12 protein-coding genes are annotated in these 16644 nt (G+C 32.7%); 10 read left to right on the top strand and 2 right to left on the bottom strand.

What is annotated here, in order from left to right:
• The first annotated feature begins 73 nt into the window (after positions 1-73).
• Entirely contained in the window at positions 74-1849 is a 1776-nt protein-coding gene (locus ACIQ2J_RS10225; protein WP_396169347.1) for an AMP-dependent synthetase/ligase, read from the top strand.
• Positions 1850-1928: 79 nt separating this feature from the next.
• Here ACIQ2J_RS10225 and ACIQ2J_RS10220 read toward each other — a convergent pair whose 3' ends face one another.
• Together ACIQ2J_RS10220 and ACIQ2J_RS10215 are read right to left on the bottom strand one after the other, a co-directional pair.
• Positions 1929-3212 (bottom strand): OmpA family protein, encoded by a 1284-nt coding sequence (locus ACIQ2J_RS10220; RefSeq protein WP_396169345.1) that lies wholly within the window; start codon positions 3210-3212, stop codon positions 1929-1931.
• Positions 3213-3405: 193 nt separating this feature from the next.
• Positions 3406-4176 carry a DNA-binding response regulator gene (locus ACIQ2J_RS10215; protein ID WP_396169343.1) on the bottom strand — a complete coding sequence of 257 codons (771 nt, stop codon included), beginning with the start codon at positions 4174-4176 and terminating at the stop codon, positions 3406-3408.
• 501 nt (positions 4177-4677) lie between these two features.
• Between ACIQ2J_RS10215 and ACIQ2J_RS10210 the strand changes: the two genes are divergently transcribed.
• From ACIQ2J_RS10210 to ACIQ2J_RS10170, 9 genes are all read left to right on the top strand, one after another.
• Complete coding sequence (locus ACIQ2J_RS10210; RefSeq protein WP_396169341.1) at positions 4678-5109, top strand: MarR family winged helix-turn-helix transcriptional regulator; 432 nt, start codon at positions 4678-4680, stop codon at positions 5107-5109.
• A 95-nt stretch (positions 5110-5204) separates the two neighbouring features.
• Entirely contained in the window at positions 5205-7595 is a 2391-nt protein-coding gene (locus ACIQ2J_RS10205) for a 3-hydroxyacyl-CoA dehydrogenase NAD-binding domain-containing protein (protein WP_396169338.1), read from the top strand.
• A 125-nt stretch (positions 7596-7720) separates the two neighbouring features.
• Positions 7721-8182, top strand: a complete 462-nt coding sequence (tnpA, locus tag ACIQ2J_RS10200; protein WP_396169336.1) for an IS200/IS605 family transposase — start codon at positions 7721-7723, stop codon at positions 8180-8182.
• Between the two features lie 93 nt (positions 8183-8275).
• The gene (locus tag ACIQ2J_RS10195; protein ID WP_396169334.1) at positions 8276-9457 is read left to right on the top strand and encodes an acetyl-CoA C-acyltransferase; all 1182 of its coding nucleotides are present in this window, start codon (positions 8276-8278) and stop codon (positions 9455-9457) included.
• 123 nt (positions 9458-9580) lie between these two features.
• A complete protein-coding gene (locus ACIQ2J_RS10190; RefSeq protein WP_396169332.1) occupies positions 9581-11371 on the top strand; it encodes an acyl-CoA dehydrogenase family protein in 1791 nt (596 codons plus the stop codon).
• A gap of 111 nt (positions 11372-11482) precedes the next feature.
• Complete coding sequence (locus ACIQ2J_RS10185) at positions 11483-12007, top strand: superoxide dismutase family protein (protein WP_396169330.1); 525 nt, start codon at positions 11483-11485, stop codon at positions 12005-12007.
• Positions 12008-12109: 102 nt separating this feature from the next.
• Positions 12110-13303, top strand: coding sequence for an LETM1-related biofilm-associated protein (locus ACIQ2J_RS10180; protein ID WP_396169328.1), 1194 nt, complete (start codon positions 12110-12112; stop codon positions 13301-13303).
• 414 nt (positions 13304-13717) lie between these two features.
• Positions 13718-15124: a hypothetical protein gene (locus tag ACIQ2J_RS10175; protein WP_396169326.1), complete on the top strand. Its 1407-nt coding sequence runs from the start codon at positions 13718-13720 to the stop codon at positions 15122-15124.
• 134 nt (positions 15125-15258) lie between these two features.
• The gene (locus tag ACIQ2J_RS10170; protein ID WP_396169323.1) at positions 15259-16623 is read left to right on the top strand and encodes a hypothetical protein; all 1365 of its coding nucleotides are present in this window, start codon (positions 15259-15261) and stop codon (positions 16621-16623) included.
• Positions 16624-16644 lie beyond the last annotated feature (21 nt).

Here is a 16644-nt window from a genome sequence, read left to right as displayed (position 1 = left end):
AACTATAATTGAAAATATATTGTTAATATATAATTTATTGATTAATTTGCATAAAATTAGCAAAAAGCAATAAATGATTTCTATAACCCGTCTTTTCGATTTTCCATATTATCAATTAGAAAAAAACAATCTATCTGCCTGCCTTGTAACTAAATACAATGATAAATGGATAGAAACTTCCACGCAAGAATATATAGATAAGGCCAATGCAATTTCTAGAGCCTTACTTCGACTAGGAATTGAAAAAAATGATAAGATTGCATTAATATCTTCTAGCAATAGAACCGAATGGAACATTATGGATATTGGCGCATTACAAACAGGTGCTCAAACCGTACCTATTTACCCAACTATTTCCGAAGAAGACTATGAATACATCTTGAACCATAGTGAGGCTATCTATTGTTTTGTTTCGGATGTGGAAGTACTGCGCAAAGTAAATCTTATTAAAAAAAATGTGCCTCAATTAAAGGAGGTTTATTCCTTTAATGAAATTGTTGGTTGCAAAAACTGGGGAGAACTTTTAGCTTTAGGAGAAGATACTTCCAACCAAGATCTAGTAGAACAACGAAAAGAAAATGTAAAACCAGAAGAATTAGCTACCATAATTTATACTTCTGGCACCACTGGAAAACCAAAAGGTGTAATGCTTTCGCATAACAATATTGTTTCTAATGTACTGGATAGTTCCCCAAGAATTCCATTTGATGAAGGAACTAGTGTGGCTTTAAGTTTTTTACCTATTTGTCATATTTTTGAAAGAGTAATTCTGTATATCTACCAATATTATTCGGTTTCTATTTATTTTGCCGAAAGTATTGACAAACTTTCTGAAAATATTAATGAGGTAAAACCAACCGTTTTTTCAGTAGTTCCAAGGCTTTTGGAAAAAGTATACGATAAAATAATTGAAAAGGGATCTGCACTTACAGGTATCAAAAGAAAATTATTCTTTTGGTCTGTTGATTTAGGATTGCGCTACGAACCATATGGAGCCAATGGAATTTGGTATGAACTTCAATTAAAAGTAGCCCGGAAATTAGTTTTCAGCAAATGGAAAGAGGGCTTAGGCGGAAATTTAAATGTATTAGTTTCAGGAAGTGCCGCTTTACAACAACGACTTACTAGAGTATTCGCTGCAGCAGGAATGCCTGTGATGGAAGGTTATGGATTAACTGAAACGTCACCTGTTATTACCGTTAATGACATGCGAAATCATGGTTTTAAAGTTGGAACTGTTGGAAAAGTGATTCAAAATGTAGAAGTTAAAATTGCTCCCGATGGCGAAATACTTTGTAAAGGGCCAAACGTTATGATGGGATATTATAAAGATGAGAAACTAACCAACGAAACTATTTTTGATGGGTATTTCCATACTGGTGATATTGGCGAAGTGGATAGCGAAGGGTTCTTGAAAATTACCGACCGGAAAAAAGAAATGTTTAAAACTTCAGGTGGAAAATATATAGCTCCACAAATTATTGAAAATGCCATGAAACAGTCCTTGTTCATCGAACAAATTATGGTGATTGGAGATGGTGAAAAAATGCCTGCAGCGCTTATTCAACCTAACTTTACATATATCAAAAATTGGGCTACCAAAGAAGGATTTGATATTGGCGATTTAAATGAAGAAATTATTTATAATTCTAGAGTTATTGAGAAAATTCAAGAAGATATAAATCTTTACAATGAAAAATTTGGAAATTGGGAAAAAATAAAACGTTTTGAACTTACTCCTACTGTTTGGAGTGTTGAAGGCGGGGAACTCACTCCTACTCTTAAACTCAAACGCAAAATAATAAAGGAAAAATATATTAAACTTTACGATAAAATATACAATTCATAATTGGGGTTTTAATTACATAAAAAACACCCTTAAAGTTTTTTTAAGGGTGTTTAACTTAACTAAAACTCAATTATTATGCTTATTTCATTAATTGCACAGAAACTCTTCGTGCTAAATCAAGTCCAGTTTTAGAAGAACTTGGATAGGTTGTATCAACCCCTTCTGCACTTATTGTCATCCTGTTTTCATTTACACCTGTAGAAGCTAAGAAATTTTTAAGTTTAATTGCTCTTCGTTTTGACAGATCCATATTATGTTGTTCTCCACCACGAACATCAGCAAATCCTGTAAGTTTAATTTTCGCATCTGGATAATTTCTTAAATACTGCGATAACAAATGAATGTTGTTTTCGGATCCTTTATTAGGCATGTCTTCATTTACATCAAAAAACACATTAATATTTAGATTTCCGCTTTCTAAAGTTGTTTTAAAGGGGTCGTTATTTTCTACAATTGGATCTGCTTTTTTAGGCTCTTCTGGTTCTAATTCATCCGGAATTCCATTTTTATTCAAATCAATAAATCTTCCTTTAGTATCTACAACAATTCCTGCAGGAGTATTATTTTGTAAATCTATATAATCTGGAACACCGTCTTTATCGGTATCTTTCATCGATTTTTCAATTTCAGCTATTCGTTTTCTAGCATCTTCATCAACTTTAGAAACCTTAGAAACGAACCAATCTGCATGTGGTTTATCTTTATCACCTAAATAAAAAGTTAGTCCAAGTGAGGTATTATAAATAGAACCCGTAAGATTATTTGTATCTTCCGAATAAGATCCATCCCAATTGAAATGTTGTCTTAAGTTATTTAGATACGTAAAATCGCCTGTTATTGCTAACCAGTTAGTCAATCGATATTGCGGAGTTAATCCTAAAATTATTCCACCATTATCTTCCGAAACATTTTGATTAACACCTGTTTGTGGTGTTAGTTTTGAAAATTGAAATCCTCCATGTACTAATAACCCAATGCGTTTTGTAAAGGATTCAAATCGCAATAACCTTGAAAAATTCATTACCCCTTGAATTCCCAAACGATATTGTTTTAAATTAAATTCTAAAGATCCACTTCCAGCTTGATTTTTAATTTCATCATAACCCAAATCAGCTTTCACTCCAAATAGATTAGAAAACATATATCTTGCACCTAGATCATAATGTTCAATTCCATTAAAATAAAAGTAGGTATTCGGTTTGGAAGTATAATAACCTGAAGAAAAAGGTCTTATAGGTCTATTCTGCCCTACATTCAATTCAATAGACCAATGATTGTATAGGTCCTTTTCACTTCTTTCTTCTTGAGCATAAGTATACGTTGCAATAAAAGCTACGACAACTACTAACATTCTTTTTTTCATTTATTTAAATATTAATTGTTAATAAAACAAATCATAAATATATTTAGGCTAAAAATAAATATAGCAAAACATACAAATTTGAAATTAATAATTTCAAATTTTAAATTGTAGGCAAAAAAAAGATTTGGAGGGTAATCGCTGCATTATTTTATGTAAAAAAAATAATTACATAAATTTATTTTGCAAATATATACTAAATTCCCGATTTTTGGAGTTCTGCATATTGTTTTTTTGTTTTTCTACAATTTTCTGGAGAAGTATAACAGATTTTTTTAAATATATGTCCAAAATTACTATAATTAACGAATCCTAAATCAAATGCAATTTCATTTATTGGTTGATCTGTATTTTCAATTAACGCCTTTGCAATCTCCATTTTATTAATAAGTATATATTGGTATGGAGTTACTCCTATAATACTTGAAAAAATTCTGATAAAATGATGTTTTTTCCATCTGGTTAAATTAGCTAATTCATCAATATCAATTTTTTCATTAATATTTTCATTTATGTAATTAATAACATGTCTTATTCTATAAGGCACATCTTCAATAACTTTTTTATCGGTTTTTAATAAATCAATATTTTTATGCGTATAATTATACAGTATTAATTTCACACAAGCTTTGACATCCTTATCGCGTAATGGTTTTATCAAAAAACCATATGGCCGAGTGCGTTTAATATTTTCTAATATAACATTATTTGCATTTGAAGATAAATATAGAAATGGGATCAAATCTTCATTTAATAAATAACGGCCTAACTGAATACATCTATCCGATTGAGCTTCTTCAATATCTATCATTACTAATTGCGGTGTAATTTTTACTATATGATTAATAATGTCTCCTGTAAGTATGGATATGAATTTAACTTCATATCCTTCATTTTCAAGAACATTTTGTACTTCTTGAGATAAAGCAAGATCTAATCCAACAACTAATAATATTTTTTTTTCCATATTATAAAATAAATTACAATAGACAATTAAACGAAAATCTTAATTATTTTTTGCTTATAATTTTTCTTTTTTAAATATTCTAATTTACAAAAAAATCATAATAGAAATGATAATTACTTTTATAAAGTTCACGAATAGAAAATAATTCATTGAAAGTATTAATATCTATTTAAAATATTCTCTATCATAATTTTATATTGATTAATTCATAATAAAATAACATATTTTTTATCCATATTCTAACTTTAAAATAATTTTAAATCAATGCAACAGCAGTAGAATATTTTTTATTTTGACAAAAAAATTATATATCAAAATTTTATATCAAAATTAAGAATTTTCTTAATCATAGATGCGCAAAAATATACGCAAAAAATGGAAAATTGATATTATTTTCATAGTGAAAGTGATAAATTAATATTATTTAAAAAAAAAATAACATTAATTAGTATGCGTGCATAATAAATTATTGTATATTTGAATTATCATAAGATGTATTAAATGAAAGATAAAACTATAGATTATATTCTTCGTGCCACATGGCAAGCAGTTGCTAGAATGTATAATGAGGAGGCGTCCAAATTTGATGGTTCTATGGCAATTGGCTTTGCATTACTTAGCATTGATAAAGAAAACGGAACGCCCTCAACCTATATAAGCAATCGTATGGGTATGGAACCAACTTCTTTAACCCGGACTTTAAAAACATTAGAAGAAAAAGGCTTAATAATTCGCAAGAAAAATCCTGATGATGGCAGAGGCGTATTAATTTACCTTACTGAATTAGGAAAAGAAAAAAGAGCATTGTCAAAAGAAACCGTTCTAAAATTCAATGAAACAATTAAGAAAAATATATCCGAAGAAAAATTAAGACACTTTTTTGAAGTAGCCGAAACAATAAACGATTTAATCAACGAGAAAAAGATTTTTTAGAAATACGAGATACAAAATACAAGGTACAAAATACGAAGTACGAAGTATTAAAAACTAATAAACTCATAAACAACTAAACTCATAAACTGTAAGTTATGAAACGAACAATTAAAAAAGTGGCTGTAATAGGATCTGGAATAATGGGTTCTGGAATTGCATGCCATTTTGCTAACATTGGTGTAGAAGTATTGCTTTTGGACATTGTTCCAAATGCTTTAACTCAAGTCGAAGAAAAGAAAGGGCTAACTCTAGAAAGTAAAGTCGTTCGAAATAGAATGGTAAACGACCATTTGGCAAACGCTTTAAAATCGAACCCCTCTCCTATTTATAGTCAGAAGTTTGCTAATAGAATCACAACTGGTAATACTACTGACGATATGGCTAAAATCGCTACTTGCGATTGGATTATAGAAGTTGTGGTAGAACGTTTGGATATCAAGAAATTGGTTTTTGAACAAATTGAAAAATTCCGCAAACCAGGAACATTAGTAACTTCTAATACTTCTGGAATTCCGATTAAGTTTATGAGTGAAGGCAGAAGTGAGGACTTCCAAGCAAATTTCTGTGGAACGCATTTCTTCAATCCTGCGCGTTATTTGAAATTATTCGAAATTATTCCAGGTCCGAAAACTTCTACGAATGTACTAGATTTTCTAACCAATTATGGTTCGCAATATTTAGGAAAAACTTCGGTCGTGGCCAAAGATACACCAGCGTTCATAGGAAACCGTATTGGTATCTTCGGAATTCAAAGTCTTTTCCATTTGGTAAAAGAAATGGGATTGACCATTGAAGAAGTCGATAAATTAACTGGTCCTGTTATTGGTCGCCCAAAATCGGCTACGTTCCGAACTGTAGATGTAGTTGGTTTAGATACTTTAGTCCATGTTGCTAATGGTTTGTATGAAGGTTGCCCAAATGACGAGGCACACGACTTATTTAAACTTCCGGATTTTGTAACTAAAATGATGGAAAATAAATGGCTAGGAAGTAAAACTGGACAAGGATTTTACAAAAAAGAAGGCAAAGAAATTTTATCTTTAGATTTAAATACTTTGGAATATAGAGCGGCTAAAAAAGCATCTTTTGCAACTTTAGAACTAACTAAAACCATTGACAAACCTATTGATCGTTTTAAAGTATTAGTAAAAGGAAAAGACAAAGCAGGTGATTTTTACAGAAAAAACTTCGCTGCAATGTTTGCTTATTGTTCCAACAGAATTCCTGAAATTTCGGACGATTTTTACAAAATTGACGATGCTATGAAAGCGGGTTTTGGTTGGGAAAATGGGCCTTTTGAAATTTGGGATGCCATTGGTGTAGAAAAAGCAATCGATTTAATGAAAGCCGAAGGCTATACTCCTGCTGCTTGGGTTAATGACATGCTTGCTTCGGGAAGTCCTTCTTTTTATACTGTAAAAGATGGAGCGACACATTATTATAATATTGCAACCAAATCTCAAAAGAAAGTTCCGGGTCAAGATGCGTTTATTATTTTAGATAATATTCGCGAAAGCCATAAAGTATGGGGTAATTCGGATGCAACTGTTTTCGATTTAGGAGACGGAATTTTGAACTTAGAATTCCATTCTAAAATGAATACTATTGGAGGTGGCGTTTTAACTGCCATCAACAAAGCAATTGACATGGCCGAAAAAGAATACCGCGGATTGGTTATTGGAAATCAAGGAACTAATTTCTCGGTGGGCGCTAATATCGGGATGATTTTCATGATGGCTGTCGAACAAGAATACGATGAATTGAACATGGCAATCAAAATGTTTCAAGACACTATGATGCGCGTGCGCTATTCCTCTATTCCTGTAATTGTAGCACCTCACGGAATGACTTTAGGTGGTGGTTGCGAAATGAGCATGCATGCCGACCGTGTGGTTGCTACTGCAGAAACCTATATTGGATTAGTAGAATTTGGTGTTGGAGTAATCCCAGGTGGCGGTGGATCTAAAGAAATGACATTAAGAGCTTCCGATCTTTTCCGTAAAAACGATGTAGAATTAAATGTACTTCAAGAATATTTTCTAACTATTGGTATGGCAAAAGTTGCAACTTCAGCTTATGAAGCATTCGATTTAGGAATTTTACAAAAAGGAAAAGATATCGTTGTGGTAAATAAAGACCGTCAAATTGCTGTTGCCAAACAAGTGGCTTTGCAAATGGCAGACCAAGGATACACACAACCAATACGAAGAACTGACATCAAAGTATTAGGTAAACAAGCATTAGGAATGTTCATAGTTGGAACCAACCAAATGGCAGCAGGAAAATACATCTCGGAACACGATTTGAAAATCGCTAACAAACTAGCCTATGTAATGGCTGGTGGTGATTTATCTGAACCAACATTGGTAAGCGAACAATATTTATTAGATATTGAACGCGAAGCCTTTTTATCATTGTGTACCGAAAGAAAAACATTAGAAAGAATTCAATTTATGTTGACAAAAGGGAAACCTTTAAGAAATTAATAGCCTTGTAGAGACATACTATTAATAAATTAGAAAAAAGATTAGCAAATAACCTCGTAGAGGCGGCCCGTTTATAGAAAATGTATGTTTAATTAAACATAGCTCCATAGGAGCGACCTGTTATTATGGCAAATACCTATTCACAAATTTATATTCAAATTGTTTTTGCAGTAAAAGGAAGACAAAACCTAATTGCTAAAGAAAATCGGGAAGAGTTACATAAATTTATTACCGGTATTGTTACAAATAGAGAACAAAAATTATTAGCAATTTTTGCAATGCCAGATCATGTTCATATTTTAGTTGGATTAAAGCCAAGTATTTCAATTTCAGATTTGGTAAGAGATATAAAAGCAGGTTCATCAAAATTTATAAATGACAGCAAATGGATAAACGGAAAATTTAATTGGCAAGAAGGATTTGGAGCATTTTCTTATTCCAAAAGCAATTTGGATAATGTGGTAAAATATATTTTGAACCAAGAAGTACGACATCAGAAAAAAACATTTAAAAATGAATATTTAGATTTTTTAGAAAAATTCGAAATTGAATATGATTCAAAATATTTATTTGATTGGGTGGAATAATAAACAGGTCGCTCCTACGGAGCTTCCCAAAATATAAAAATAACGTCTAATAACAGTTTACCTCTACGAGGTTAATGAAATAAATCATAAATAATGAAAACAGCCTATATTGTAAAAGCATTCCGAACAGCAGTTGGAAAAGCACCAAAAGGAGTATTCCGTTTTAAACGTCCTGACGAATTGGCGGCAGAGACCATTCAATTCATGATGAACGAATTACCAGATTTCGACAAAAAAAGAATTGACGACGTCATGGTCGGAAATGCTATGCCTGAAGCCGAACAAGGACTAAACGTTGGTCGATTAATTTCCTTAATGGGATTAAAAGTAACCGATGTTCCTGGAGTAACCGTAAATAGATATTGCGCTTCTGGATTGGAAACTATCGGAATGGCAACGGCAAAAATCCAAAGCGGAATGGCCGATTGTATTATTGCTGGTGGCGCCGAAAGCATGAGTTTTATCCCTATGGGAGGATATAAACCAACGCCAGATTATGCTGTAGCAAAAGAAGGTCACGAGGATTATTACTGGGGAATGGGTTTAACCGCAGAAGCAGTTGCTAAACAATACAATGTAACTCGGGAAGATCAGGATATTTTTTCTTTCCATTCCCATCAAAACGCATTGAAAGCGCAAACAGAAGGCAAATTTGATAAACAAATTGTTCCGATTACGGTGGAGCAAACGTTCATTAATGAAAGTGGAAAAAAAGAAATAAAATCGTATATAGTTTCAAAAGATGAAGGTCCTAGAGCAGATACTAATGTGGCGGCTTTAGGAAATCTTAAACCAGTTTTTGCTGCAGATGGAAGTGTAACTGCAGGTAATTCCTCTCAAATGAGTGATGGCGCGGCATTCGTTTTAATTATGAGCGAAGAAATGGTAAAAGAATTGGGAGTTACTCCTATTGCCCGATTGGTAAACTTTGCCTCTGCAGGAGTAGAACCAAGAATTATGGGAATCGGGCCGGTAAAAGCCATTCCGAAAGCCTTAAAACAAGCAGGACTAACTTTAAATGATATTGATTTAATCGAATTAAACGAAGCCTTTGCATCGCAATCTTTAGCCGTTATTAGAGAATTAGGATTAAATCCAGATATAGTAAACGTAAATGGTGGTGCCATTGCTTTAGGACATCCACTAGGTTGTACTGGTGCAAAATTATCGGTACAATTATTTGAAGAAATGCGTTTGCGTAAATGCAAATACGGAATTGTAAGCATGTGTGTAGGCACCGGACAAGGAAGCGCGGGGATTTACGAATTGTTGTAATTAATAAAGGTAACTTCATTTTGTCATTCCGTAGGAATCTCATACTAAAATAAGGAATAACAAAATTAGATTCCTACGGAATGACAAAATTGTGCATAAACTATCAAACTAAAAAATAATACTATGAGCGATATAACTAGAGGTGGACAGTTTTTGGTAAAAGAAACCAAATGTGAAGACATTTTCACACCAGAAGATTTCTCGGAAGAGCAAATCATGATGCGAGAATCAGTGAAAGAATTTGTAGAAAAAGAAATTTGGCCTAACAAAAGTCGTTTCGAAAGCAGAGACTTTAAATTTACCGAAGAGGTAATGAAAAAAGCTGGAGAAATGGGATTTTTAAGTGTTGCCGTTCCCGAAAATTATGGCGGAATGGGAATGGGATTTGTAGATACTTGCTTGGTTTGCGACTATATTTCGGGAGCAACGGGGTCGTTTTCTACTGCTTTTGGTGCACATACCGGAATTGGTACTATGCCAATAACCCTATACGGAACTGAAGAACAAAAACAAAAATACGTTCCTAAGTTAGCTTCTGGCGAATGGTTTGGAGCTTATTGCTTAACCGAACCAGGTGCAGGAAGTGATGCCAATTCTGGAAAAACAAAAGCAGTTTTATCCGATGATGGAACTCATTATAAAATCACCGGACAAAAAATGTGGATTTCCAATGCAGGATTTTGTTCCCTTTTTATAGTTTTTGCACGTATTGAAGACGACAAAAATATTACGGGTTTCATTGTTGAAAATGATGCTTCCAACGGAATTTCATTTGGAGAAGAAGAGCACAAACTTGGAATTCGTGCCTCTTCTACCCGACAAGTTTTCTTTAACGAAACTAAAGTTCCTGTTGAAAATATGTTATCTGAAAGAGGAAATGGTTTTAAAATAGCCATGAATGCCTTGAACGTAGGTCGTATAAAATTAGCAGCTGCTTGTTTGGATGCGCAACGTCGCGTTACTACTAATGCGGTGATTTATGCCAACGAAAGAGTACAATTCAACACTCCAATTTCACAATTTGGTGCTATTCGTTATAAATTAGCTGAGATGGCAACTTCTGCTTATGCAGGAGAAAGTGCTACCTATCGTGCAGCAAAATCTATTGAAGACCGAATTAATACTCGTGTAGCTGAAGGTGTTTCACACCAAGAAGCCGAATTGAAAGGGGTTGAAGAATTTGCCATAGAATGTTCTATCTTAAAAGTGGCAGTTTCAGAAGATGTGCAAAATTGTGCCGATGAAGGCATCCAAATATATGGCGGAATGGGGTTCTCAGAAGATACCCCGATGGAAAGTGCTTGGCGTGATGCTCGTATTGCAAGAATTTATGAAGGTACTAACGAAATCAACCGAATGCTATCGGTAGGTATGTTGATTAAAAAAGCCATGAAAGGTCATATTGATTTATTAGGCCCTGCAATGAAAGTACAAGAAGATTTAATGGGAATTCCATCGTTTGAAACTCCAGATTATTCCGAATTATTTGCAGAAGAAAAAGAGCTAATTGGTAAATTGAAAAAAGCTTTCCTAATGGTTGCAGGGGCTGCAGTTCAAAAATTCGGAATGGATTTAGATGCACACCAACAATTATTAATGGCTGCTGCCGATATTCTTATCGAAATATACATGGCCGAAAGTACGGTTTTAAGAACCGAAAAATTAGCCAAAAAACAAGGCGAAGACAAAGTGAAAGAACAAATTGCCATGGCAAAATTGTATTTATATAAAGCTGTTGATATTGTCGCTCAAAAAGGAAAAGAAAGCATCATTTCTTTTGCCGAAGGCGATGAACAACGAATGATGTTAATGGGATTACGAAGATTTACAAAATATACCAACATGCCAAATATTGTTGGTTTAAGAGAAACTATTACTGCAAAATTAGTTGCTGAAAATAGTTATTGTTTTTAATAATTTTGTTAATTGATTGGTTAAAAACACTTCAGAAATGAAGTGTTTTTTTTAAGTTAATTTTAAACATTCAAACACATTTTATATTTAACTTTGATAAAAATAATTCTCATGAAAAAAATACTTCTGTTATCCTTAGTTACTTTTGCAATAATTGTTGCTTGTAAATCGGGTAATTCTTCTAAAGCTAATGTTTTAAACATAACTTTAGAACCAAAAAGTGGAAGCACTGTTATTGGTACTGCTACCTTCAAAGAGAAAAACGGTGTAGTTACTTTTGAAGCAAAACTATCCGGACTTAAACCAGGAGTTCATGCTATTCATATTCATGAAAAAGCAGATTGTTCCTCTGGAGATGCTACTTCTGCTGGCGGACATTGGAATCCAACACATGTAAAACATGGTAATTGGAACGATTCCGAACACCATAAAGGTGATATTGGAAATTTTACTGCAGATGAAAACGGCAATGGAACTGTCACTTTAAAAACAGACGAATGGTGCATAGGTTGTGACGACACTAATAAAGACATTCTTGGAAAAGGATTAATCGTTCACGATAAAGCGGATGATTTTATAACTCAACCTACTGGAAATGCAGGTGCAAGAGTAGCTTGTTCTGGTATAATAAAATAACAGAATATCTTAAATTTTAAATCGTTATATATTAATTTATATGACGATTTTTTTTGAAATAACTCTATAAAATATCCTAGATTTGTAATTCAAATTATAATAATGATAAACCCATCGGCAAATGGTTGGATAGATAAGTATTTTCAGGAACAAACTAATCCGTTCCCTAATTTTACTTTAGATAGCTTATCCTTTTACAAAAACATTCGCCAAACCGGATTTATATATGGTCATATCATTAGTATCAATAATAACCCCGAATTATTGACAGAACAATGGAAATCGGAGGAGATTTCTAAAATTGCTTTAGTAACGACTTTGTTAGACACTTATCATTTTGCCACCGAGCAATCTAATAAAGAAGACTTTATAAAAAAAACAGTTGATTTTTATCAAAAAATGACTCCAAAGGGAATTGGTTTTTGGAATAAACTATTACCATCCTCTGCTAGTTCAAAATTAGAAACCTTGATTGAAGAACGAGTGCAAACCAATAAGGATATCATTAGTAAAAACTTCTCTCATATTGTTACCAATGCCCTACTCTTTGTAGATGCTTTAGCTTTTCGGCATTATTTAATAGATGGCGAAATTCCGGATAAATATTTAAAAAAAATTGAAGAATCTATTATTAGTTTAGTGTCTTTAGCTTTACAAATTAAAACCGTAAAATCAGTAAATGATGATTTGTTAATTAAACTTTTTGAAGCTTCACTTCGGTATACTAAATTTTCTAAAGTTAACGTTCAAAATTTAGAGCAACTTCCTTTAGAATATTTTAAAGACGATTTAGAAAAATTTTATTTATTGGATTTAGCTGGATTAACGCTTTGGAATGACGGTGTAATCGAAAATGAGGAATCCTATTTTCTTCATAAAATTGCTAAAGAATTGGACCTTTCGGATGCATTTGTTTCGGATAGCATAGACGATATTACAAAGTTTATAATAAATTATAAATCTGAAATTCAATATTTTAACCATTCAAACCCTGTAAAACATTTTTACGACCAAACAACTTCAGGAGTTCAATTATTAATTAAACGAAATAAAAAACGTTTAACCAAAGAAATTTTGGAAAGCAAAGAACTTATGCAATTACTATTGCAATCTACCAAGAGAGATTTGGATGCAACTGAAAAAAAGAAAGTAAAAAAACAATTGTTGGATATTTGTAAAAGCATTCCATCCTTGACCATTTTTTTACTGCCAGGAGGTAGCCTTCTTTTGCCGCTATTTATTAAATTCATTCCACAATTATTACCGTCTGCCTTTAATGAAAATTTAGAGGATTAATAAATCTTATTTCTACTTCTTCCCTGTTTTTATTCTAATTATTTTGGAAATAATTATTCAATTCTCAACTTCAATAGAAACCTCTATTGCCAATTGGTACGAAAAATATTTTTGAAATTGTATCATAAAATGTAAATTATATAAATTTTACTGCACTTTTATATAACAGCAATACTGCTAATTTTCAGAACTTTACTTAAAGACAAATGCTATTATTATTCTAATTCTGAAAATATAAAGGTTGAATTTTCTATAAGCCAAATAACATTCTAAAAGCACAACCTCATTTTTCAATAGTTAATTAAAATCCATTTTTCAATTATTTCAAATTGGAATTAATTTTATTATTACAAATAGTTCTAACGGGGAAGCCGAAAACCGATTAGAGTAGGCAAAATTATTAAATACAACATTATGACAGCACAAGAAATGGACGCTATGGTTCAAGGCGTATTTGACAACATTTTTAATTCTGCAACCAAAGCAGAACCTGGAGGAAAACCATTACTACCAGCTTCTACTACAATGCTAACCTTGATGAAGCCTGGAATGGCAATAAATCCGGCAGATTATCGCAATCCGTGGACTCCAGGAAACAATAATGCGGCAGGACTAGATGCAGCAATTAATACATCTAGATTGGTAGATGCTATTCCGAAAGCAAATTCACTTTATCAAGATAGTGGTAAAACAATTTCGCAAGTTTATGGCGATATCCTTTCTTCAGTATCGATACCTAAACAACCCGCAAATCCAGCATTAGATGCACAAATTGATACTGCATATAAAGCCTTATATCGAGTGGTTGATGTAACCGATCCTGATACTGGCGAAGTAACAAAAAACACTATAGAAACGCAATTATACCGCGATTATAAAGACAATGAAATTGGGTATCAAAATGCGCGATTGGCTTACCTACAAGCCTATTTAACGGCACAAGAAACGCCACAAAGCAGAAACACATGGCCACTTGTAGCACCTACTTTGCAAATTCCAGTAAAGCAAGCTTGGGACAAATGGCGCTCTAATAAAGCCGATTTAATTGAGCAAAATCTAGCCATAATGACCACTAGTTCACAAAATACACTTCAAAAAGCATTCAAAAAAGCGCAAGATTTATTTGAAGGCTATGGAGCAACTTTGGAAGAAACTGGCGGCATGTCGCCAAAAATTCAACGCGTTAGTCTTATCCCTTCCAATTGGTATAGTTCAGTAGATAATACCGGATGGGCAACTACTAAAATAACAGCAGGAACATCCTCATCCAGTAGCACCTCTGATTATAAAAAATATGGTGGATCTGCAGGTTTTAGCCTTGGAATATTTAGTATTGGAGCATCTGCAGGTGGAAGTAAAGAATCTAGAACCTTTAGTTCAGAGACTAGCAATTTAAGTTTTGAATTTTCATATAAATTGGTAGGTATTCGTAGACCCTGGATGAGTTTTCATTTATTGAATACTAAAACTTGGAATCTTGGTAATTTTTCTCCTCTTAAAGGCGGAATATCTAATGGAAGTAAAGTGCAACCAAATACCATGTGGCCATTAATGCCTACATCATTTGTAGTTGTGAAAGGCATTAAAATTAAAGCCACTTGGGCTAAAGCCGATTGGGACATGATGAAATCTACTATTAGTGCAGGAGGAAGTGTAGGTATAGGTCCGTTTAGTATAGGTGGAGGTTATTCTAGTTCCCATTCCGAAGAACATTGGACCTCTGCTTTCGCAAATGGAGAAATTACTGTTCCTGGAGTTCAAATAATTGGTTGGATTAACACCGTAGTTCCATTCTGTGCACCAGAAAAAATGCCTAAATAAAAGCATCCTTGTTTTAAGGAATACTATTAGAGCCTTATAATATTGATTAATGAATAGTTACAAATAAAATAATTAAAATTTAAGCATCCTTAGGAGCTAACTACTTAAGGGTGCTTTAATGAAATATAAAAAAAATGGCAAATGCAACTGATTTTATAGCAAGTGTTTACGACACGTTAGCAACAACATTTAATATGAGTGCTGCACCAAATAGTTTATTTTTACAAATGGCTTGGCCTGGAATTTCAATAAGTCCAGAAGATTGTAAAGATGCCACAGGAAAATATAATGCCAATTTAGCCGAAGAATTATTTTCTTCTTTAGCTAATGTTGTTCCGGTTATGGATAAATCAAAATATGAAAATTCAGCCTATTCTATTGATGACATTTATGATATTATCATTTCAAGTGCGCGACCTAATGGAATACCAGATGCTAGTTTAGAAACCAATCCGTTATACAAACTATTTGCCGATGCTCAATATGAATTTGTATTAAGTGAAAAAGGAAGTGTTAGAGATCCTATGGAAACCTATCATAAAAGTATTGCAACTCCTTCTAATTGGTATGATGATGCCGCTACAGCTTTTTGGACATCTATAAACATTCAATCTAGTCAAGTAAAACCTGCAAACAACAATCCATTATTTGTAAAATATAATGGATCCAAATTACTAGAAGGTGGAGTTATCAAAATGAAAAGCACCTCTCCTACAGCAACTTCATTTAATGCTACTTTGGCACAAACTATTTCTAAACAAAAAAATTTAGCAAATAAAAAATTTAAGCCAAATACTTTTACAATTAGTCCAAACATTCTAAATGCAAATTCTAAAATTGTGTTTAATAAAATGAATACCGCAACTGCAGTAAGACCTTCGGTAGTTTTAAATACCTCTTTTCGAAATAAATTGGTCAATACTAATTTAAAAAAAACAGTCCTACGACCTATTCCTGTTACAACTTTTGATAAAAACAGCAAAGTTATCAGTTCTATAAAAATGCAAAATATCAATCCCGAAACTTTGATGGTTAAACCAAATATTTATTCGGCTAAACAGGCTATTTTATTAAATGATTTATTAATAAAAGATCTTCCTACGCAAAAATCAGTAGGAACGGATGGATTTAGTATTTCATTTAAATTTTGCAGAGTAAATATCGATAGACCTTGGTTGAATTTGGCCTTATTAAGCACTAAAAACTGGAATATTAGCGGAACCAATGTAGGCGAATATTCTACAGGAACCGCTGAAAATAATACAGGAATATTTCCATTACTACCAACTTCTTTTATTTTAATTAGTAATGTTTCTATAACTGCAAATTGGTCGGCTACAGATAAAGACAACATAGAAAATGCAGTATCCTTTGGGCCATTTGATGTAAGAAACGGTAGTTTTAATCAAAATACTTTAGAAATAAAAGGAATGCAAATAATTGGTTGCCTATCTAAACTAACTCCGGCATTAGCACCCACAGCTTCCCAATTAGTTTAAATAAATATAATAATGGAGTCC

It is taken from the genome of Flavobacterium sp. (assembly GCF_044357305.1).
In the GTDB taxonomy this organism is placed as follows: domain Bacteria; phylum Bacteroidota; class Bacteroidia; order Flavobacteriales; family Flavobacteriaceae; genus Flavobacterium.
The sequence above is the reverse complement of the archived record's forward strand: the minus strand, read 5'-3'. Positions and strand labels throughout refer to the sequence as shown.

Coding starts and splice junctions, on each gene's coding strand:
- ACIQ2J_RS10195 (WP_396169334.1), top strand. CDS start 8,276: ATGAAAACAGCCTATATTGTAAAAGCATTCCGAACAGCAGTTGGAAAA.
- ACIQ2J_RS10225 (WP_396169347.1), top strand. CDS start 74: ATGATTTCTATAACCCGTCTTTTCGATTTTCCATATTATCAATTAGAA.
- ACIQ2J_RS10220 (WP_396169345.1), bottom strand. CDS start 3,212: ATGAAAAAAAGAATGTTAGTAGTTGTCGTAGCTTTTATTGCAACGTAT.
- ACIQ2J_RS10185 (WP_396169330.1), top strand. CDS start 11,483: ATGAAAAAAATACTTCTGTTATCCTTAGTTACTTTTGCAATAATTGTT.
- ACIQ2J_RS10215 (WP_396169343.1), bottom strand. CDS start 4,176: ATGGAAAAAAAAATATTATTAGTTGTTGGATTAGATCTTGCTTTATCT.
- ACIQ2J_RS10170 (WP_396169323.1), top strand. CDS start 15,259: ATGGCAAATGCAACTGATTTTATAGCAAGTGTTTACGACACGTTAGCA.
- ACIQ2J_RS10175 (WP_396169326.1), top strand. CDS start 13,718: ATGACAGCACAAGAAATGGACGCTATGGTTCAAGGCGTATTTGACAAC.
- ACIQ2J_RS10190 (WP_396169332.1), top strand. CDS start 9,581: ATGAGCGATATAACTAGAGGTGGACAGTTTTTGGTAAAAGAAACCAAA.
- ACIQ2J_RS10205 (WP_396169338.1), top strand. CDS start 5,205: ATGAAACGAACAATTAAAAAAGTGGCTGTAATAGGATCTGGAATAATG.
- ACIQ2J_RS10180 (WP_396169328.1), top strand. CDS start 12,110: ATGATAAACCCATCGGCAAATGGTTGGATAGATAAGTATTTTCAGGAA.
- tnpA (WP_396169336.1), top strand. CDS start 7,721: ATGGCAAATACCTATTCACAAATTTATATTCAAATTGTTTTTGCAGTA.
- ACIQ2J_RS10210 (WP_396169341.1), top strand. CDS start 4,678: ATGAAAGATAAAACTATAGATTATATTCTTCGTGCCACATGGCAAGCA.